We start from the raw sequence: 17,889 nt of genomic DNA on the forward strand, positions 1-17,889 counted from the left end.
TGGCATGACTATCTGCCGGCGCGGCGTGCGCACCCAGTGAAAAGCGCACGGTGCCCGCCCGGCCCGGCGCGCAGGCCGGGAATCCGTTGCATGCGTCACGCCTGCGACGCGGGTGGCCGCCGGCGCGGCCCGCTCAGGCGTTGCTGGTCGCGTGGACCTCGGAGATCGTCGTGACGCCTTGCAGCACCTTGACGATGCCGTCCTGGCGCAGCGAGCGCATGCCCTCGGCCAGCCCCGCGTGCTGCAGTTCCTCGGCACGGGCGCCGGTCTGGATCATGCGGCGCAGGTTCTTGGACACGCTCAGCAGCTCGTGCAGGCCGGCGCGGCCCTTGTAGCCGCTGTGGCCGCAGGTCGGGCAGCCCGGACTCGTGAACTTCATCAGCCGGCCGTTCCTGCCGTGCTGCTGCACCCATTCGGCCGCCAGCGCGAAGCGGTCCGGACGCGTGCCTTCCGGGAAGACATGCAGGTAGTCGTCCAGCAGTTCGTCGAGCTCGGCGTTGGTCAGCGGCTCGGACGTCTGGCAGGCCGTGCAGGCGCGCCGCACCAGGCGCTGGGCCAGCACGGCCAGCAGCGAGTCGGCGAAGTTGAACGGGTCCATGCCCATGTCCAGCAGCCGCGTGATCGTCTCGGGCGCGCTGTTGGTGTGCAGCGTGGACAGCACCAGGTGGCCCGTCAGCGAGGCTTCGACGGCGATCTCGGCGGTCTCCTGGTCGCGGATTTCACCGACCATGACGACGTCCGGGTCGGCGCGCAGGAAGGCGCGCAGCGCCTTGGCGAAGGTCCAGTCGATCTTGGCGTTGACCTGCACCTGGCGCAGCCCGGCCTGGGTGATTTCGACCGGGTCCTCGGCGGTCCAGATCTTGCGGTCCGGCGTGTTGATGTGGGCCAGCGCCGAGTGCAGCGTGGTCGTCTTGCCGGAGCCCGTGGGGCCGACGCACAGCACCATGCCGTACGGACGCGCGACGGCCGTCTGCAGCGCAGCGAGGTTGGCCGGCGACAGGCCGATGCGTTCCAGCGGGATGGGCTTGCTGGAGGCCAGCAGCCGCATGACCACGTCTTCGAGGCTGTTGTTGGTCGGGATGGTCGCCACGCGCAGCTCCAGCCGGTGCTGGGGCGAGTACTTGGCGAAGTTGATCTTGCCGTCCTGCGGCTTGCGGCGCTCGGAGATGTCGAGGTCGCACATGATCTTGATGCGCGCGATCATCGCGTTGCGGTAGGTGTGCGGCAGCTCCAGGTAGGGCTGCAGCACGCCGTCGCGGCGAAAGCGGATCTTGAGCTTTTCCTTGCCGGGGTAGGTCTCGATGTGGATGTCGGACACGCCCTGGGAATGCGCCTCGATGATCATCGTGTTGATGAGCCGCACGAGCGAGTTGTCGCTCTGCTCGATGGGCGCGTCGTCTTCCTTGGCCGAGCGCTCGCTGCTGTCGCGCTCCAGGCTCTCGATGAGCTTGTTGGAGGTGTCCAGCGGAAAGTCGGGCTGGAAGTCCGGCAGCGGCGAATCGGTGCGGGCGGCCGTCTCGGCGCCGTAGCGCTCGAAGGCCCGCGGAACGGCGAACTGCAGCGTGCCCAGCTTGGTCAGCGTCGGCACGACCTTGAGCTGCGTGATGAACTCGATCTCGTCAATGGCGTCGCGCCGCGTCGGGTCCTCCATCGCGACGACCAGGCGCCCCTCGCGCAACACCAGCGGCAGCACCTCCAGGCGCTTGGCGACCGCCATCGGCAGCTTGCGCACGGCGTCGGGCTCGACGGCGAAATGCTCCACGTCGACGACCGGATAGCCCATCTTGCGCGCCAGCGCCGACTGCAGCTGCGGCCGCGTGATGACGCCCTTGCGCACCAGCAGCTCGCCCAGCGGCACGGAGCGGTCCTCGCGCTGCTGCGCGAGCGCCTGGTCGAGCTGCGCGGCGGTGATCAGCTCCAGCGCCAGCAGCGCCTCGCCGATGCGCACCATCGGCATCTTGGCCTGCTGCTCGACGGCCTGCATGAGCTGATCGGTGGTGACGATCTGCTGGTCGACGAGGATGTCGCCGACACGCTTCTGGCGCAGCCCCGTCTGCTCGACGGCGGCGGCCGCCACCTGCTCCTGCGTGACCAGCTTGTCCTTCAGCAGCAGGTCGCCGATGCGCTCGCCGATCTCGAAATGCTGCAGCACCTCGCGCGGGATGAACACGCGGCGCACCGAGTCGTCGGTGGCGGACAGCGGCGGGAACAGGAACAGGCCGAGGTGGTCGTGGTGGTGGCCGATGGTCACGCCCTTGAGCTCGTCGCCGCCGTTGAAGACGATGCGGAACTCGGTGCGCGGGCGCTGGTCCACGCTCAGCGGCGAGTTCAGGTCGCTCTGGTCGCGCGGCGGCACGCTGAGCGGGCGCATCAGCTTGACGGCGCGGAACTGGCTGAACTTCAGCGGCATGCTGTTGCGTGCCGGCGGGACGTTGATCTGCGCGATGCGCTCCGCGGCATTCACCTGCAGCAACTGGCCCGCGCTGCGGCTGTTGTTCAGCCCGAGCAGTTCGCAGACTTCGGGCGCGCGTTGCGCCTGGGGTTGCGGGTAGGCCGCGTAGGGCGGGCTGGGCCACAGGAATCCCGACACCTGGGCGCCTGGCCCGGCCGCGGCGGTGGAGTCGGCGTCGCCGTGAGGCCAGGGCAGGGGCTGAGACGGGTCGGTCATGGGCTCAAGCAAGAAGGATTGCCGGCGATTATGGAGGCCGCCAGCCGCCCCATCTGTCTGGAATTACACGGTGTCGGCAGGCCTGATGGGTGCGTCCGCCCGCATGCGCGAGGCGGGTTCTGGAGAATGGCGGCCATGAATGTTCTGCTCACCGGCTTCGAGCCTTTCGGCGGCGACGGCATCAACCCGTCCTGGGAAGTGGCGCGTTCGCTGCACGGCCAGGTGATCGCCGGCGCCCTGGTGCAGTCGCGCTGCCTGCCCACGACGTTTGCCGAGGCGCCGCGGGCGCTGGCCGACGCGCTGGCCGTCGTGCGGCCCGGGCTGGTCATCGCACTGGGCCTGGCCAGCGGCCGCGCGGACATCTCCATCGAGCGGGTGGCCGTGAACCTGATCGACGCGCGCATCCCGGACAACGCGGGCGAGCAGCCGCGGGACGTGCCCGTGCGGGCCGACGCGCCGGCCGCCCACTTCTCGACGCTGCCGGTCAAGGCCATGCGCGACGGCCTGCGCGCGGCGGGCCACCCCGCCGGGCTGTCGCTGTCGGCCGGCGCCTTCGTCTGCAACCAGGTGTTCTACGAGCTGCAGCACCAGCTGGCCGGCCGGGGGCTGTGCAGCGGCTTCATCCACGTGCCGGCCCTGCCCGAGCAGGCGGCGCGCAGCCAGCCCGCGGTGCCGAGCATGGGCCTGGCAGCGCAGATCGACGCCATCAAGCTGGCCATCGCGATCGCGTTGTCGGGCGACGCGCCACTGGCGCCGCTGCCGGATGAAGGCGCGCCGGTCAGCTGATCACTCGCCGCTGTAGTGCCGCCAGCGCGCGCTGGCCTCGCGCATGAGCCGCACCTGCCGGGCAAAGCGGCGGCAGTTGCTGCAGACGCGGTGATGCAGGCGCAGCGACAGCCGCTCGCCCAGCGGCAGCGTGCGGTCCTCGGCCTGCAGCGTGATCTTCGTGGCATCTCGGCAGGTGATGCTCAGCTTCATCATCGGTTGGCGTCTCCAGCGTCCGGTGTGCCGAACCAGCCGGCCTGCAGGCACTCCCTGAGCCTGAGCCGGGCCCGGTGCAGCATGACCCAGAGGTTGGTCGGCGTGATGGCCAGCGCCTTACAGATCTCGTCGGACTCCAGTTCCAGCCACTCGCGCATCATGAACAGCCGCCCCTGCTGGCCGGGCAGTTTCTCGACGCAGGCCTCCAGCACTTTCATGAAGTCCAGTTGCCGCAGCACGGCCTCGGGGTCGCCCCAGTCGTGCGGCGACTCGCGCCAGTGGCCGTTGGCGGAGAACAGCAGGTCGTCCAGGTCCTCGCCGTCCTCGGTGCTGGCCGTGGTGGACAGCTCGCGGCTGTTCCTGCGGATCTGGTCGATGAGCTTGTGCTTGAGGATGCCGATGAGCCAGGTCTTGAGCTGGCTGGCGCCCGCGAAGGCCTGCGGCTTTTCAAGCGCCGCGAGCAGCGTGTCCGACACCGCGTCCTCGGCCCAGGCCGGGTTGCGCAACTGCAGCCGCGCGTACTTCAGCAACGCGGGGCGCAGGCCTTCGAGCTGGCGGGCGAAGTCGGGGGGAGCGGTCATGTCGTGGGCGAACTCGGCCGGCAGTGTAAGGATGGGCGCGGGGCTTGCGACAGCCACGGAGCCGCCGCATCATCGGCCGCCTTTGTTGTTTCAACCTTTTGGAGACCTTGCCATGAAGACCACCACCGTCGTGTCCACCGCCCTTGCCGCCGCCCTGTCGCTGGGCCTGGTTGCCCAGGCGCAGGCCCAGGCCGCCGCCAAGGAGAAGTGCTTCGGCATCGCCAAGGCCGGCAAGAACGACTGCGCCTCGGCCAACGGCAGCCACTCCTGCGCCGGCGAGGCCAAGACGGACAATGCGCCGACCGAATGGAAGTACGTCGCCAAGGGCACGTGCGAAAAGGAAGGCGGCATGACCAAGGCGCCCGCGAAGAAGTGATCCGTTGACATCGAACCCGGCCCCGTGCGTGGGCATCGGCTGGCGCCACGCCCATTACGAGAGCCTGCTCGAACAGCGGCCGGCGCTGGACTTCATCGAGGTCCATTCGGAGAACTTCTTCGCCGACGGCGGCATCACGCTCGCCGTGCTGGACGCCGGCCGCGCCGCCTATCCCGTCAGCCTGCACGGCGTGGGCCTGGGCCTGGGCTCGGCCGCCGGGCTGGACGAGCGGCACTTGGAGCGCCTCGCGCGCCTGGTGCAGCGCGTGCAGCCGGCATGGGTGTCTGACCATGCCTGCTTCGCACGCGTGGGCTCGGGCCTGCATGCGGCCGACCTGCTGCCCATTGCCTTCGACGACGAATCGCTGGCCGTGATGGCGCGGCACGTCGAGCAGGTGCAGTCTCGCCTGGGCCGCCCCATGCTGGTCGAGAACATCAGCGCCTACGTGGGCTGGGGCGGCGGCACCTGGGCCGAACCCGAGTTCTTCAACGCACTGACGCAGCGCAGCGGCTGCGGGCTGCTGCTGGACGTCAACAACCTCTTTGTCAATGCGCGCAACGACGGCCTGGCGCCAGACGCTGCCGTGCAGGCCGCGATGCGCTGGGTGGATGCCGTCCGCCCCGGCAGCGTCGGCGAGATCCACCTCGCCGGGCACTGTGAACGCGCGGACGGCCTGGTCATCGACGACCACGGCAGCCGCGTGCGCGAGGCCGTCTGGCAGGTGTACGCCCATACGATCCGCCGCCTGGGTCCGCTGCCGACGCTGATCGAATGGGACACGGACGTGCCCGCGCTGGACGTGCTGCTGGCCGAGGCCGGGCGGGCGAGGGCGGTGTGCACATGAAGGCCCGGCAACAAGCCCTCGTCGATGCCTTGCTGGGCCGCGGCGAGCCGCCGCCGGAACTGGCTGCCAGCGGGCGCGGCCTGGCTGCCTATCGCCACAACCTCCAGGCGCTGTCGGCCCGGGCGCTGGCCGAGACTTTCGAGCGCGTGCACGCGGCACTCGGCGAGGACGACTTCGCGTCGCTGGCCTGGACGTTCTGGCGCGCGTGCCCGCCCGTGCATGGCGACCTCGGCGAGTGGGGTGGCAAACTCGAAGCCTTCCTGATCGAACGCGCGGGCGAGGCGTCCGGCCTGCCGGACCTGGCGCGGCTGGACTGGGCGCTGCAGCGGGCGGAGCGGGCGGAAGACGTTGAGCTCGATGCCGAGTCGCTGAACCTCATGGGCACGACGCCACCCGAGGCGCTGTGGCTGCGACTACGACCCGGCGTGGCCTTGCTGGCGCAGCACAGCGGCCCGGTGCTGGTCTGGCGCCGTGGCTGGCGCGGTGAATCGCAGGGCCTGTCGGCCGGCGAGGCGGCATTCTTGGCGGCCGTGCTGGCCGGCGCGAGCCTCGCCGCGGCGCTCGAAGCCGCCGAAGTGAAAGGTTCTGCGCCCGAACCCGACTTCGACTTCGGCGCCTGGCTGCAAGCCGCGCTGCACAACGCCTGGCTGCATGCGGTCAGGTCAACGCCAACGCACGGGACCCCGACGCCATGAATGCCTTCCTCCGCGCCGCGCTGCGCACCTGCACCGACCCGGGCCTGCCGCCCACGCGCCTGCCGGCACCGCTGGACATGGCCGTCAGCCACCTGCAATCGCTGGCGCTGCTGGCCGCACGGTTGTACGTGGCCCACATCTTCTTCAAGTCGGGCCTGACCAAGCTGCACGACTGGTCGTCCACGCTGGCCTTGTTCAACGACGTCTACCAGGTGCCGCTGCTGCCGCCCACGCTGGCCGCCTACCTGGGCACGGCCGGCGAGCTGGTGCTGCCGGTGCTGCTGGTGCTGGGCCTGGCCGGGCGGTTTGCCGGCGCGGGCCTGTTCGTCGTCAACCTGATGGCGGCGCTGTCGCTGATGGCCGACGACTTCTCGCCCGCCGCCCAGGCGCAGCACACGCTGTGGGGCGTGCTGGCGCTGATGATCGCGCTGTGGGGTGCCGGCCGCTGGTCGGCCGACCGGTTCATTCGCGCGGTCTGAAGTTCAGGATGATGACCGGCGGCACGCGGCCGTCGGTGTCGCGCGGCAGCATCTCGGCCTTCTCGACGGCGCGCAGCACGGCGCGGTCCCAGTCGGCATCGCCGCTGGCCTTGATGACCTTGCTGCCGAGGATGCGGCCGTCAGGTGCCAGCGCCACCTGCACTTCCGCGGTCGGGTTGGCGGCGCCATCGTCCGAATAGATGATCAGCGGGCGGATCTTGCCCTTCACGCGGCCCACCCAGCCGGCCGACGGCGCGGCGCTCTGCGCGGCCGCGCCGGTCGAACCGGGCGTGCCGCCGGCCATGCCCTGGATGCGGCGCAGGTTCTCCTGGCGCTGCGCCTCGCGGCGGGCGTCGGCGTCCTTGGCTTCCTTCGCCTCTTTCGCATCCTTGGCCGCCTTGACCTTCTTGCGGTCCTGCTCTTCCTTGTCTGCCTTGTCTTTCGCGGCCTTGTCCCTGGCTTCTTTGTCCTTGGCCGCCTTTTCCCGTTCCTGCCGTTCCAGGCGCTCCTGCCGGGCGGCGTCTTCGCGGGCCTTGTCTTCCTTGCGCTTTTTTTCCTTGGCGATGGCGATGTCGGCCTCGCGCTGCTGCTGCTGCTGCTCGGCAGCGGCTTCTTCGGCGGCGCGCTGCTGGGCCTGCAGGTCGGGCTTGGGCGCCTCGGGCTGCGGCTCGGGCGGCGCTTCCTCGCGCGGCGCGGCCACCTGCGGCACGGACGACCACAGCTCGGCCTCGAAGGCCGGCGACGAGTCGCTGTGCCAGTTGACGCCGTAGCTGAGCGCGAGGAGCAGCAGGCCGTGGGCCAGCAACGCGAACGCCAGGCCGCGGCCCATGCTCGCGGCTTCTGGCGGGCGCAGCGTTGCCGTGCTCATCAGTTGCCGGAGGCGCCGCTCTTCACCGCCAGGCCCACGCGCTGGATGCCGGCGCGCTGCAGCACGTCCATGACTTGCACGACGGCCTCGTACTTGACGGCCTTGTCCGCCGAGATGACGACCGGGCTGGTCGCGTCCTTGCCCTGCGCCTTCTTGACGCGCTCGGCCAACCGGTTCGCCGGGATGGACTCGGGCTCCAGCTGGTCGACCTTGATCGTGAGCTTTTCGTCGGTGCCGACGATGACCTGAATGACGTGCTCGGGCTGCTGGCGGCTTTTGCCCACGCTGGGCAGGTCGACCATGCCGGTCGTGATCAGCGGTGCGCTGACCATGAAGATGATGAGCAGCACCAGCATGACGTCGATGAACGGCACCATGTTGATCTCGTTCATCGTGCGGCGCCGGCGGCCGCCACGGGAGGAGATGGCCGCCATCAGTGCTGCGTCGTCGCGTTGCGTTGCAAGATGTTGGAGAACTCCTCGATGAAGGTCTCCAGCGTGATCGCGCTGCGGTCGATCTGGCGGGCGAAGCGGTTGTAGGCCAGCACGGCCGGGATGGCCGCGAACAGGCCGATGGCGGTCGCGACCAGCGCTTCGGCGATGCCCGGCGCCACGGTGGCCAGCGTCACCTGGGTCAGGTTGGACAGGCCCACGAAGGCATGCATGATCCCCCAGATGGTGCCGAACAGGCCCACGTAGGGCGACACCGAGCCGACCGACGCGAGGAAGGACAGGTTGCTCTCCATCGCGTCCAGCTCGCGGTGGAAACTCGCACGCATCGCGCGGCGGGCGGCTTCGAGCAGCGCGCCGGCATCGGTCACGCGCTTGTCGCGCAGCTTCATGAACTCGCGCATGCCGGACGCGAAGATGCGCTCCAGCGGCGCGCCATCGGTGCGGTTGCCGACGGCCTGGTACAGGTCGTTGAGGTTCTTGCCGCTCCAGAACTCGGCCTCGAAGGCGTCGTTGCGGCGCTTGATCTGCCCCAGGCCGATGAGCTTGCCGAAGATGACGCTCCAGCTCGCCAGCGACACGAGCAGCAGCCCGGCGATGACGAGCTGCACCGCGAAGCTGGCATGCAGGATCAGGGAGACGATGGAGAGGTCTTGGTTCATGCGGTGATCGCTGCCACGACCGGGTCGGGCAGGCGTTGGGGTTTGAGGTCGTCGGCGCGCACGCAGCCGATGCGGATCTCGCCTTCGGCCAGCAGCGTGTCGCCCCGCAGCGCGCGCTGGCGCACGACGAGGCTGGCACGGCCGGCGGGTTGCGGCTCCACGGTGATGGTCAGCAGGTCGTCCAGCCGGGCCGGCGCAAGATAACGCAGGCTGGTGGCGGCGACGACGAACATGACACCGGTCTGCTCGCGCAACGCCTGCTGCTCCACGCCCGCCGCGCGCAGCCACTCGGTGCGGGCGCGCTCGAAGAACTTGAGGTAGTTGGCGTAGAAGACGATGCCGCCGGCGTCGGTGTCCTCCCAGTAGACGCGCACGGGGAATTCGAACGTGCTCATCCCAGCACCTCGCGCAGCCGGCGCACGGCTTCCTGCAGGTCGTCCATGGACGAGGCGAACGACAGGCGCATCCAGCGCTGCGGGTCGGCCAGGCCGAAGTCGCGGCCCGGTGTCAGCGCCACCTGCGCGCTTTCCAGCAGTTCGTGGGCGAAGGCCCAGCTGTCGGCGTGGTGGCGGCTCACGTCCATCCAGGCATAGAACGCGCCGTCGGGTGCGACCGGCACGGTCAGCCCGAGCTCGTTCAACGCCGGCACGATGAAGTCGCGGCGCTCGCGCAGCACGGCACGGCGGCGTTCGAACTCGGCGATGGATGCGGGCTCGAAGCAGGCCAGCGCCGCCTGCTGCGCGATGGTGGAGGCGCAGATGTAGTGGTTCTGCGCCAGCCGCTCGATGGCCGGCACCAGCTCGGGCGGCAGCACCAGCCAGCCCAGCCGCCAGCCGGTCATGCCGAAATACTTGGAGAAGCTGTTGACGGTGACGACGTCGTCGCCCAACCCGCCAGGCAACCCCAGCGCGCTGTGGCCGAAACGCTCGTCGTAGCTCAGCGGCAGGTAGATCTCGTCCACCACCGTCACGCCGCCGCGTTCCCGCACAAAGCCGGCGATGTCGCGCAGCGCCTCGGGCGCGATGGACGTGCCGGTGGGGTTGCTGGGGGAGGCCAGCAGCACGCCGCGCGAGGCGGGCGTCCACGCATCGCGCACCTGCTGGGGCGCCAGCTGGAAGCGCTCGGCCGCGCCGGTGGGCAGCAGGCGCGGCGTGGCATCGGCCGTCGTCACGAAATGGCGGTTGCAGGGGTAGCAGGGGTCCGGCATCAGCACCTCGTCGCCGCGCTCGAAGAGCGCCAGGCAGGCGAGCTGCAGGCCGGCCGACGCCCCCGCGGTGATGGCGATGCGCTCGGGCGCGATGGCCAGGCCGAAGCGCTGGGCATACCAGCGCGAGATCGCCTCGCGCAGCGCGGGCAGGCCCAGGGCCGGCGTGTACGGCGTGTTGACGAGGGCAGCCGCGGCGGCTTCGCGCACGCGCGGCGCGGCACCGAAGTCGGGCTCGCCGATGTTGAGCAGGATCATGCGCCGGCCGCCGCGGGCCGGATCGCACAGCGGACCGGCGGCGATGCGCTGCGCCGCCTTGCCCAGCTCCATCACGTAGAAGGGCTCGATGCGGTCGAGCCGCGCGGCCAGTTTCATCAGCGGTGCATCAGCGCTTAGCTGCGACCTCGGCGGGCCGCAAGTCGCCGGCCGCGCGGTCCAGCACGCCGTTGACGTACTTGTGGCCGTCGGTGCCGCCGAAGGACTTGGCCAGCTCGACAGCCTCGTTGATGGCGACGCGGTAGGGGATGTCCACGCAGTGCTTGAGCTCGTAGGCGCCGATCATCAGGATGGCGTGCTCGATGGGCGACAGCTCGGTGGTCTTGCGATCCACGTGGCGCGACAGGATGGCGTCCAGGTCAGCCGCCTCGTGCATGCAGCCGCCCAGCAGCGCGTCGTAGTGCTTGACGTCGAGCTTGGCGTAGCCGTCCTGCTCGCGGCCCAGCGCGACGATGGCGCCGATGTCCTCGCCGGTCAGCAGCCACTGGTAGAGGCCTTGCAGCGCGGCTTCGCGCGAGCGGCGGCGGGCCGACTTGGCGGGTGCCTTCTTGGCGGGCGGCTTGCCGGCAGGATGGGCGGCCGTCTTGGGTGCGGTCTTGGGGTCGTTCACTCGATCTCTTTCAACAGGTTGGCCATCTCGACCGCGACGCGGGCGGCGTCGCGGCCCTTGGGCTCGGCACGGGCCCAGGCCTGGGTCTCGTTCTCGACGGTGAGGATCGCATTGGCGATCGGGACGCCATGGTCCAGGCCGACGCGCGTGACGGCCGCACCGCTCTCGTTGGCGACCAGCTCGAAGTGGTAGGTCTCGCCGCGGATGACGCAGCCCAGCGCGATCAGCGCGTCGTAGTTGTTCGTCTCGGCCAGCGCCTGCAGCGCCAGCGGCACTTCGAGCGCGCCGGGCACGGTGACGTGGCGGATGGCCTCGGCCGGCACGCCCAGCACCGACAGCTCGGCCAGGCAGGCGCTGGCCAGCGCGGAGGTGATGGCGTCGTTGAAACGCGCCTGGACGAGCGCGACCGTCAGCTCGCGGCCGTCCAGAGCGCCCTCGAAGCCGGGCCGGCCTTGTTCGGAGTCTTGCATCGCGGGCCTCGGGGTGTCAGCAGTTGGGGGGAGCGAGAAAGCCGGTCACTTCCAGACCATAGCCGGTCATGCTCGGCATGCGGCGCGGGCTGCCCAGCAGCCGCATGCGGTTCACGCCCAGCGCCTTCAGGATCTGCGCGCCGACGCCATAGGTGCGCAGGTCCATGGCGCCCCTGCTCGTCGGCGCGGCCACGTTGTCGGGTTGCAGTCGGGCCAGCAGGCCGGCCGCGTCGTCGCCGCAGTTCAGCAGCACCGCCACGCCGGCCGGGCTGGCCTGGATGGCCGCCAGCGCCGCAGGCAGGCCCCAGGAATGGCCGCAGGAGCCGGCTTCGAGCAGGTCCATGACCGACAGCGGCTCGTGCACGCGCACCAGCACGTCGTCCGCCGTCGTCCACTGACCATGGCTGAGGGCCAGGTGGGTGCCGCCGGTGCGGTCGGTGAAGACCTGGCAATCGAACTCGCCCTGCGCCGTGTTCAACCGGCGCTGGATGACGCGGGTGATGAGGCTCTCGTGGCGGCTGCGGTACTCGATGAGGTCGGCGATGGTGCCGATCTTCAGGCCGTGCTCCTTGGCGAAGATCTCCAGGTCCGGCAGCCGGGCCATGGTGCCGTCGTCCTTCATGATCTCGCAGATCACCGACGTGGCCGACAGGCCGGCCATGCGGGCCAGGTCGCAGCCGGCCTCGGTGTGCCCGGCGCGCATCAGCACGCCGCCGTCCTGCGCCTGCAGCGGGAAGATGTGGCCCGGCTGGACGAGGTCGCTGGCCTTGGCGTCCGCGGCGACGGCGGCCTGCACGGTGCGGGCGCGGTCGGCGGCGGAGATGCCGGTCGTGACGCCGGTGGCCGCCTCGATGGACACGGTGAAGGCCGTGCCGTGCTGCGTGCCGTTGCGCCGGGTCATCGGCGGCAGCTGCAGGCGCTCGCAATGCTCGCGCGGCAGCGTCAGGCAGATCAGGCCACGGCCGTGCCTGGCCATGAAGTTGATGGCCTCCGGCGTGACCAGGTCGGCGGCGAAGACGAGATCGCCTTCGTTCTCGCGGTCCTCTTCGTCCACCAGGATGACCATGCGGCCTGCCGCCAGCTCGGCCACCAGCTCGGGAATGGGGGAAATGGGCATAGCCGTCGATTGTAGGTGGCGACCCTAGGTGGCCCGCAGCCGCAGGCGCAGATCAGGGCCAATCGGTGTGGCTTCCACAAGGCGCCAGCGCCGGGCTTCGCCCAGGTCCGCCAGCGGCGCCAGCGTGGCGAGCGGGCGGCCCGCGCCGACCAGCATCGGCGCCTGGTAGACCAGCAGTTCGTCGACCAGGCCGGCGTCCAGCAACGCGCCGGACAGCGTCGGGCCGGCTTCGACATGCAGCTCGTTGACGCCTTGCGCGCCGAGCTGGGCCAGCAGCGCGGGCAAGTCGGCGCGGCCCGGGCCGATGACGCGGGCGTCGCCGGGCGGCAGCAGGATGCGCGCCGAGGCGGGCATGCGGCCCTGCGGGTCCAGCACCAGGCGCAGCGGCTGCGTCGCCGTGGGCACGAGGCGCACGTCCAGACGTGGGTCGTCGGCCAGCACGGTGCCGATGCCGGTCAGCACGGCGCCGGCGCGGCGACGCCAGGCGTGGCCGTCCGCGCGGGCGGCTTCGCCGGTGATCCACTGGCTGCGACCGTCGGGCAGCGCGCTGCGGCCGTCCAGCGAGATGGCGGACTTCAGCCGCACGAACGGGCGGCCGCGCTGCATGCGCGAGAAGAAGCCGATGTTGAGCTCGCGCGCCGCATCGGCGATGGCGCCATCGGCCAGTTCGACCGCGATGCCCGCCGCCCGCAGGCGGGACAGGCCCCGGCCGGCGACTTGCGGGTTGGGGTCTTCAACGGCGACCACGACGCGGGCGATGCCAGCGGCGATCAGCGCGTCGCAGCAGGGCGGGGTGCGGCCATGGTGGGAGCAGGGCTCCAGCGTGACGATGGCCGTGGCGCCGCGCACGTCGTGCCCGCGCGCGGCGGCGTTGCGCAACGCCATGATTTCGGCATGCGCCTGGCCGGCGGCCTGCGTGTGGCCGGCGCCGAGTTCACGGCCGTCCGGCGCGAGGAGCACGCAGCCGACCCGAGGGTTGGGGTCGGTGTGGCCGATGGCCTGCTCGGCCAGGGCCAGGGCGCGTTGCAGCGCTGCGGGAATGTCGGGCATGCCGGCAGTCTAGCCAGCAGCAAGCCCCGAGGCTCACGGTGTGGGCTGGAGCTGCAACGTCGAGTAGTCGAGGAAGACGCCGGCGGCGGGGTCGACCGCGGGTGCTGCCGGGCAGGCCACGTCGCCGCGGACGACCAGGAAGTTCTGCCGCGTCAGTGAGTAGCTCACGCCGCGATAAATGTCTGGATGTTCCTCGTTGTCGATCTTGAACGTGGTCACGGTGCCGTTGACGATCTGCTGGTAGGTGTAGCCGTTGCCGTTGTAGTCCGCGCTGTATCGGCACACCTTGAACTGGGCCGCCGAGGTGCCGACATCCAGCCCGTTCAGCAGCACACGACCCCACCAGTTCCGCGGCGTCTGGCTGTTGGGATAGACGATGCAGTTGTAGTTGACGAAGGATTGCGTCGCGCTGGCGCTCAGCGGGGCGTCGCTGAAGCACTCGTAGGGCGGCGAGACCGAGTACGCGCCGCCGGGCGCCAGAACCAGGGCGCCGGATCGATCCCTGACCTTGAACTCGCTGGGCGTCAGTGCCATGTAGACACCCAGCGGCATGGCCATCGTGTCAGGCGCGCTGGGGTTGGCGGTGGCGCCGGTGGAAAAGCGCACCGTGCCGCTGATCAGGTATCCGACCGTGTTGTTGCTGCAGGAGTCGACGTCGGCCGCCGTGATCACCGTGTTCACCGGGATGGAGCACTTGCCGACAACGACACCGGTCAGGTTGTTGAACACCCACACCGTGCTGCCATTGGCGTCGGGCCGGAAGGCGCTGACCTTGCCGTCCAGGTCCTTGGCATTCATCGGCACGGCCGGATTGCGGTTACCCGGCGAGCGCAGGCCGTACACCGGTGGCGCGATGCCCAGCGCGCCGGAGAACGCCGGATCGATGCGTGCGATTACGCTGTTGAGCACCAGTTGCTCGGCCTGGCCTGTGCGATCCGTCCAGCGGACCGTGACCTGCACCGTCTGAGCCTTGGGTTCGGACTGATCCTTGACCAATGGCGTGACGGTTCTTTCCAGCGTGAACGTCGCATTGGTGTCCCGCAGCGTGAACGGCGAGGCGCTGAGATTGCTGATGTCCGTGTCGTAGTCTTGCACGCCGGGCGCGCTGCCGGCCGGCTTGGTGAGAAGCGAGAAGGCCCTCAGGTTGGCGAGGTCGGCCTGCGCGATGCGCATCGCGTCGCTGCGCTGCTTGGCGACGTCCGTGGTGCGCCGCAGGTTACTCATCAGCCCCACCAGCGCCACCATGCCGAAACTCATGACGAGCAAGGCGACGAGCGCTTCGATCAGCGTCACGCCGCGCTGGGCTTTCATGACGGGGCGGTGGTTGTGCTTCACGCTTGCAGCCTGTCGTCAGTATTGGCCGTCGATCCAGCCGCCGGGCGCCCGCACATAGCTGCCCATGCGGTTGCGCAGGTGATCCGCAATCTTCTGCTGGTAGGCAATGTGCATGAGGCCGTTGGTCCGCAGATCGCCGGTGACCAGCACGATGCCGTTGACCAGTGACGACAGGCCGCTGTTGTTGGCCCAGTCCAGGTCGCCGATGCTGACCAGCATGCCGTTGAGCTGGAAAGGCCCGGACAACTGCACCGCGCCGTTGGCGATGACCAGCATCGGGTCGTCCGGGTTGCCCAGGACCTTGTTGCTGCTGATGGTGAGAGTGCCGTCCACCCAGAGGATGCGCTTGCCGGCCTTGTAGGCGGCTTCAAGTGCGCCGGCGCAGTCGCCATTGCACTGGACCACCCGCAATGCGGGATGCTGCTTGTAGCGGGCAGCTGCTGCACCCATGAACATCTTGAATGCATCCGCATCCACCGCGGCCAGCGTGGGCTCATGGTCAATGCGCGCCTGTACCGACGGGGTGCCGGGCACGCTTTCCAGCAGGCTTTCGTTGAATGGCGTCGTCCAGGTCCCGCCGGCCACGACAAGCAGGCCGGCGGACTTGGCATCGGTGTTGTGCAGGCCCAGGCCTGTTCCCGTCATGCTGATGTTGCCCTTGACGGTCAGCGGTGCCGCCGGTGGCGTCCGCACCGCCCCTACCAGGCCGACGGTGGCGTAGTAGAAACTGCCGGCCAGCAAGTTCTGGCTGTTGCCTGCCTCGGTGGCTACTGCGGAGCATTTATCCACCACGCTGTCGTTGCAACCGCGGGAGGTGATCTTCAGTGTGCCAGGACGCTGGCCGCCGGCGATGACGATGCCGAAGCTGGGCACCAATCCTGCCCCGGCGATGGGGGCGGGCGGCACGCGCGCGGCCAAGGCAGCCGCTGCGGGGCAGCGACAGGTCCAACCGTCTATGGCTGTGTTTCGGGCGCAGTCCAATGCGATGCCCGACGGGGAAGCGCCGAGCGACCCGATGACGCGATCAGGCAACGAGAACTTCAGATATCGATCCGCGAAGCGTTCGCCGCCGTCATCGACGGGCTTGCAGGCGCCATCGATGGCCGTGCCGTTCAGTTGCGCCAGCGTCCAGTCGATGCCGGCTTCCGCGGCCTCCTGGGAGACACTGGCCCGGTAGTAACTGCCTGACAGCCGCTGCTCGAACATGAGGGAGCGGTTGGCATACGCGGCCAGCAGCGCCATCACGAGGAACAGCATCATCACGATGACGAGCGTCGCGGCACCGCGCTGTCGGTGGCGGCGCAAGAGGTGCAGCGCGGTCATGTCGGGCAGGCCCCGTCGATCTTGTCGGCACGCACCCGCTCAGTGCCCGTCAAGGTGCGCACGACGTTTCTGTCGTGGACGGCCTGCCCCCGGATCGTGAATCGGATCTCCCGCACCTGCAGCGTGGGGCAGGTGGTCAGTCCGACGCAGGAGCGATCGCAAAAATCCGCCAGGCTGATGTCCGGCTGCGCGAGCGACTCCACATCGAAGTTGATGATTTCAATCGTGGCCGGGTCCGTGATGGGCTGCCAATTCGGACTGCCATCCGCCTGGTAGCCCAGTTGAAGCCGCAGTTCCATCTTGTCCTTGCGCCACTGGACGCCAAAATTCTCGTTGCTTAAAGGCGAGGCGCCGGTATTGAACGAGCCATCTGGCTGGGTCTTTGCGTAGGCGTAAGCAATGACCCGGTCGATCGCGCCGTCGGACACCTGGAGTTGCCTGTAGGCATTGGGCGTTGAATCCGCGACCGCAGTTTCCTGAAGACTGCCGACGTTGGACGCCGGCGCCCACACACCGCGCTCCGCGTTGCCGCGGAAACCGGCGCGGCGCAGGTCTTGCTGGATCAGGTCGGCGGCAACGCGCAAATCCTGCTGGATCTGTGTCTCGAGCGTCAGGCGACGGTGCTCGTTGATCTGGCTCACGGCGACCATGGCAGCGCCTGCCGTCACGATCAGGCCGACCGTGATGCCCACCATCAACTCGATCAGGCTGAGGCCGCGCTGGGCCCTGATGGACGCACGCGTCAGCATGAGGGATACCCGCTCATGGAACCGCCGGGTGAGCAGGTCCGCACCCGCCCGGCATCGTTGTATTCCACCCGCAACCTCGCACCCGAGCGCGGCCCGACGACGGTGATCGCCACCCCCTTGATGTCCGAGAAAAACGTGTTCCTCCCGAAGGTCACCACATAGGTGTCGGCCATCCAGACATCGGCCGACGCATCGAAATACACCTGACCGGCGCCACGGGGCAGAAAGAACTGGCGCAGCAGCGGGCTGACACTTCCGGTTGCGCAGTTGTTGGTGGCATGTTCGTAGCATGTGCACGAATCAAAGTTCGTCCTCACGCTGAGGCTGGCACAGCTGACGCGCCCCGAGGGGTCGGGCTCCATGTGGAGGTTCAACTTGCCGTTGGTCGTGCCCACGGCATTGACTTCGGACTTGGCGTACATCATCAGGTTGGCGAGTTCCCCCGCGGCAGCAATCACCCGTCGCCGCTCCAGGAAGTCGGACATCGACGGTGCCGCCATGGCCAGGATGACGCCAAGGATGGCGACGCCCACCATCAGCTCGACCAGCGTCACGCCGCGGGTGACAGTGCGGCGCGTGGTGACGAGTTGATGCAGCCGGCTCATGCTCATCGCGGCCAGCACTTGGTCGACGTGTCCTGGTCGGCACTGCTCTTTGAGGAGTAGTCCAACTGGGCGCCCGCCAACGTGACGATCAACTGCCTGCAATCAGTGTCCTGCCGCTGAGGGCTGCCCTCCTTGGCCTCTGCTGTCGCGATGTAGCCGCTGACGAAACTCGGCGTTGCGCCGACGCCCGCCAGACTCAAGCGGTAGTGCGGGGTGATCTTGGTGTCGTCAATCTTCAATCCGTTGTCACCCAAGTCAGCGGCGTAGCTTCCGTTGTTGGAGCGATAGCGTTCCTGCGCCTGCACGACGGCCGTCAGCAGGGCGGTGGCATCTGCACGCCGGCTGCGCTGCAGGTGCGAGGTCATCGCCGGGTAGGCAACGGCGGCCAGGATGCCGACCACCGCCAACGCCACCATCAATTCAACGAGCGTGAATCCGTGGCTGCGTTTGACGAGAAAGTGGTGCATGGCGCCATTCTCGGCAGCGGCTCCGGACGGGCTGCTTGAGGGCCGACCGTTCATCCCTGCCTGGAGGCCGCCGGTCGGCA

The 17,889-nt window shown here is 69.3% G+C and carries 22 protein-coding genes; 5 read left to right on the forward strand and 17 right to left on the reverse strand.

Features of this window, described 5'->3' with window-relative positions; translation table 11 throughout:
- Positions 1 to 133 precede the first annotated feature (133 nt).
- Positions 134 to 2,668: an ATPase, T2SS/T4P/T4SS family gene (locus ACO07H_RS13005; protein WP_422014743.1), complete on the reverse strand. Its 2,535-nt coding sequence runs from the start codon at positions 2,666 to 2,668 to the stop codon at positions 134 to 136.
- Positions 2,669 to 2,803: 135 nt separating this feature from the next.
- Between ACO07H_RS13005 and pcp the strand changes: the two genes are divergently transcribed.
- A complete protein-coding gene (gene pcp / locus ACO07H_RS13010) occupies positions 2,804 to 3,454 on the forward strand; it encodes a pyroglutamyl-peptidase I (protein ID WP_422014745.1) in 651 nt (216 codons plus the stop codon).
- On the opposite strand, the gene ACO07H_RS13015 is transcribed toward pcp, so the two are convergent.
- Positions 3,455 to 3,649, reverse strand: coding sequence for a zf-HC2 domain-containing protein (locus tag ACO07H_RS13015; protein WP_422014747.1), 195 nt, complete (start codon positions 3,647 to 3,649; stop codon positions 3,455 to 3,457).
- Positions 3,646 to 4,230: a sigma-70 family RNA polymerase sigma factor gene (locus tag ACO07H_RS13020; RefSeq protein ID WP_422014749.1), complete on the reverse strand. Its 585-nt coding sequence runs from the start codon at positions 4,228 to 4,230 to the stop codon at positions 3,646 to 3,648. The genes ACO07H_RS13015 and ACO07H_RS13020 overlap by 4 nt, the downstream gene beginning before the upstream one ends.
- A 112-nt stretch (positions 4,231 to 4,342) precedes the next feature.
- Here ACO07H_RS13020 and ACO07H_RS13025 point away from each other — a divergent pair, with 112 nt between their 5' ends.
- From ACO07H_RS13025 to ACO07H_RS13040, 4 genes are read left to right on the forward strand one after another with little or no spacing between them, the layout of a single operon-like run.
- Complete coding sequence (locus ACO07H_RS13025; RefSeq protein ID WP_422014751.1) at positions 4,343 to 4,606, forward strand: DUF2282 domain-containing protein; 264 nt, start codon at positions 4,343 to 4,345, stop codon at positions 4,604 to 4,606.
- 4 nt (positions 4,607 to 4,610) lie between these two features.
- Positions 4,611 to 5,450: a DUF692 domain-containing protein gene (locus tag ACO07H_RS13030; protein WP_422014753.1), complete on the forward strand. Its 840-nt coding sequence runs from the start codon at positions 4,611 to 4,613 to the stop codon at positions 5,448 to 5,450.
- Positions 5,447 to 6,145: a DNA-binding domain-containing protein gene (locus ACO07H_RS13035; RefSeq protein ID WP_422014755.1), complete on the forward strand. Its 699-nt coding sequence runs from the start codon at positions 5,447 to 5,449 to the stop codon at positions 6,143 to 6,145. Before ACO07H_RS13030 ends, ACO07H_RS13035 begins: the two co-directional genes overlap by 4 nt.
- Positions 6,142 to 6,624 (forward strand): DoxX family protein, encoded by a 483-nt coding sequence (locus tag ACO07H_RS13040; RefSeq protein WP_422014757.1) that lies wholly within the window; start codon positions 6,142 to 6,144, stop codon positions 6,622 to 6,624. The genes ACO07H_RS13035 and ACO07H_RS13040 overlap by 4 nt, the downstream gene beginning before the upstream one ends.
- Here ACO07H_RS13040 and tolA read toward each other — a convergent pair.
- From tolA to ACO07H_RS13110, 14 genes are read right to left on the reverse strand one after another with little or no spacing between them, the layout of a single operon-like run.
- A complete protein-coding gene (gene tolA, locus ACO07H_RS13045; protein ID WP_422014759.1) occupies positions 6,608 to 7,453 on the reverse strand; it encodes a cell envelope integrity protein TolA in 846 nt (281 codons plus the stop codon). The genes ACO07H_RS13040 and tolA overlap by 17 nt on opposite strands.
- Before the next feature lie 38 nt (positions 7,454 to 7,491).
- Positions 7,492 to 7,926 carry a protein TolR gene (gene tolR, locus ACO07H_RS13050; protein WP_422014761.1) on the reverse strand — a complete coding sequence of 145 codons (435 nt, stop codon included), beginning with the start codon at positions 7,924 to 7,926 and terminating at the stop codon, positions 7,492 to 7,494.
- Positions 7,926 to 8,603, reverse strand: coding sequence for a protein TolQ (gene tolQ / locus ACO07H_RS13055; RefSeq protein ID WP_422014763.1), 678 nt, complete (start codon positions 8,601 to 8,603; stop codon positions 7,926 to 7,928). Before tolQ ends, tolR begins: the two co-directional genes overlap by 1 nt.
- Positions 8,600 to 8,998 (reverse strand): tol-pal system-associated acyl-CoA thioesterase, encoded by a 399-nt coding sequence (ybgC, locus tag ACO07H_RS13060; RefSeq protein WP_422014765.1) that lies wholly within the window; start codon positions 8,996 to 8,998, stop codon positions 8,600 to 8,602. The genes tolQ and ybgC overlap by 4 nt, the downstream gene beginning before the upstream one ends.
- Positions 8,995 to 10,182, reverse strand: a complete 1,188-nt coding sequence (locus ACO07H_RS13065; protein WP_422014767.1) for a pyridoxal phosphate-dependent aminotransferase — start codon at positions 10,180 to 10,182, stop codon at positions 8,995 to 8,997. The genes ybgC and ACO07H_RS13065 overlap by 4 nt, the downstream gene beginning before the upstream one ends.
- Positions 10,183 to 10,192: 10 nt before the next feature.
- Positions 10,193 to 10,693, reverse strand: a complete 501-nt coding sequence (gene nusB / locus ACO07H_RS13070; protein WP_422014769.1) for a transcription antitermination factor NusB — start codon at positions 10,691 to 10,693, stop codon at positions 10,193 to 10,195.
- On the reverse strand, positions 10,690 to 11,163 hold the full coding sequence (gene ribH, locus ACO07H_RS13075) for a 6,7-dimethyl-8-ribityllumazine synthase (RefSeq protein WP_422014771.1): 474 nt from the start codon (positions 11,161 to 11,163) through the stop codon (positions 10,690 to 10,692). The genes nusB and ribH overlap by 4 nt, the downstream gene beginning before the upstream one ends.
- Before the next feature lie 16 nt (positions 11,164 to 11,179).
- Entirely contained in the window at positions 11,180 to 12,280 is a 1,101-nt protein-coding gene (ribBA, locus tag ACO07H_RS13080) for a bifunctional 3,4-dihydroxy-2-butanone-4-phosphate synthase/GTP cyclohydrolase II (protein ID WP_422014773.1), read from the reverse strand.
- 24 nt (positions 12,281 to 12,304) lie between these two features.
- Positions 12,305 to 13,330 carry a bifunctional diaminohydroxyphosphoribosylaminopyrimidine deaminase/5-amino-6-(5-phosphoribosylamino)uracil reductase RibD gene (ribD, locus tag ACO07H_RS13085; protein ID WP_422014775.1) on the reverse strand — a complete coding sequence of 342 codons (1,026 nt, stop codon included), beginning with the start codon at positions 13,328 to 13,330 and terminating at the stop codon, positions 12,305 to 12,307.
- Between the two features lie 33 nt (positions 13,331 to 13,363).
- On the reverse strand, positions 13,364 to 14,665 hold the full coding sequence (locus ACO07H_RS13090; protein ID WP_422014777.1) for a type IV pilus modification PilV family protein: 1,302 nt from the start codon (positions 14,663 to 14,665) through the stop codon (positions 13,364 to 13,366).
- Positions 14,666 to 14,680: 15 nt separating this feature from the next.
- Complete coding sequence (locus ACO07H_RS13095; RefSeq protein ID WP_422014779.1) at positions 14,681 to 15,988, reverse strand: pilus assembly PilX family protein; 1,308 nt, start codon at positions 15,986 to 15,988, stop codon at positions 14,681 to 14,683.
- The gene (locus ACO07H_RS13100; protein ID WP_422014781.1) at positions 15,985 to 16,737 is read right to left on the reverse strand and encodes a PilW family protein; all 753 of its coding nucleotides are present in this window, start codon (positions 16,735 to 16,737) and stop codon (positions 15,985 to 15,987) included. Before ACO07H_RS13100 ends, ACO07H_RS13095 begins: the two co-directional genes overlap by 4 nt.
- Complete coding sequence (locus tag ACO07H_RS13105; RefSeq protein WP_422014783.1) at positions 16,731 to 17,360, reverse strand: pilus assembly FimT family protein; 630 nt, start codon at positions 17,358 to 17,360, stop codon at positions 16,731 to 16,733. Before ACO07H_RS13105 ends, ACO07H_RS13100 begins: the two co-directional genes overlap by 7 nt.
- Positions 17,345 to 17,809, reverse strand: a complete 465-nt coding sequence (locus tag ACO07H_RS13110; protein WP_422014785.1) for a type IV pilin protein — start codon at positions 17,807 to 17,809, stop codon at positions 17,345 to 17,347. The genes ACO07H_RS13105 and ACO07H_RS13110 overlap by 16 nt, the downstream gene beginning before the upstream one ends.
- Between the last annotated feature and the right edge of the window lie 80 nt (positions 17,810 to 17,889).

The organism is Roseateles sp. (genome assembly GCF_965229315.1).
GTDB lineage: Bacteria > Pseudomonadota > Gammaproteobacteria > Burkholderiales > Burkholderiaceae_C > Pelomonas.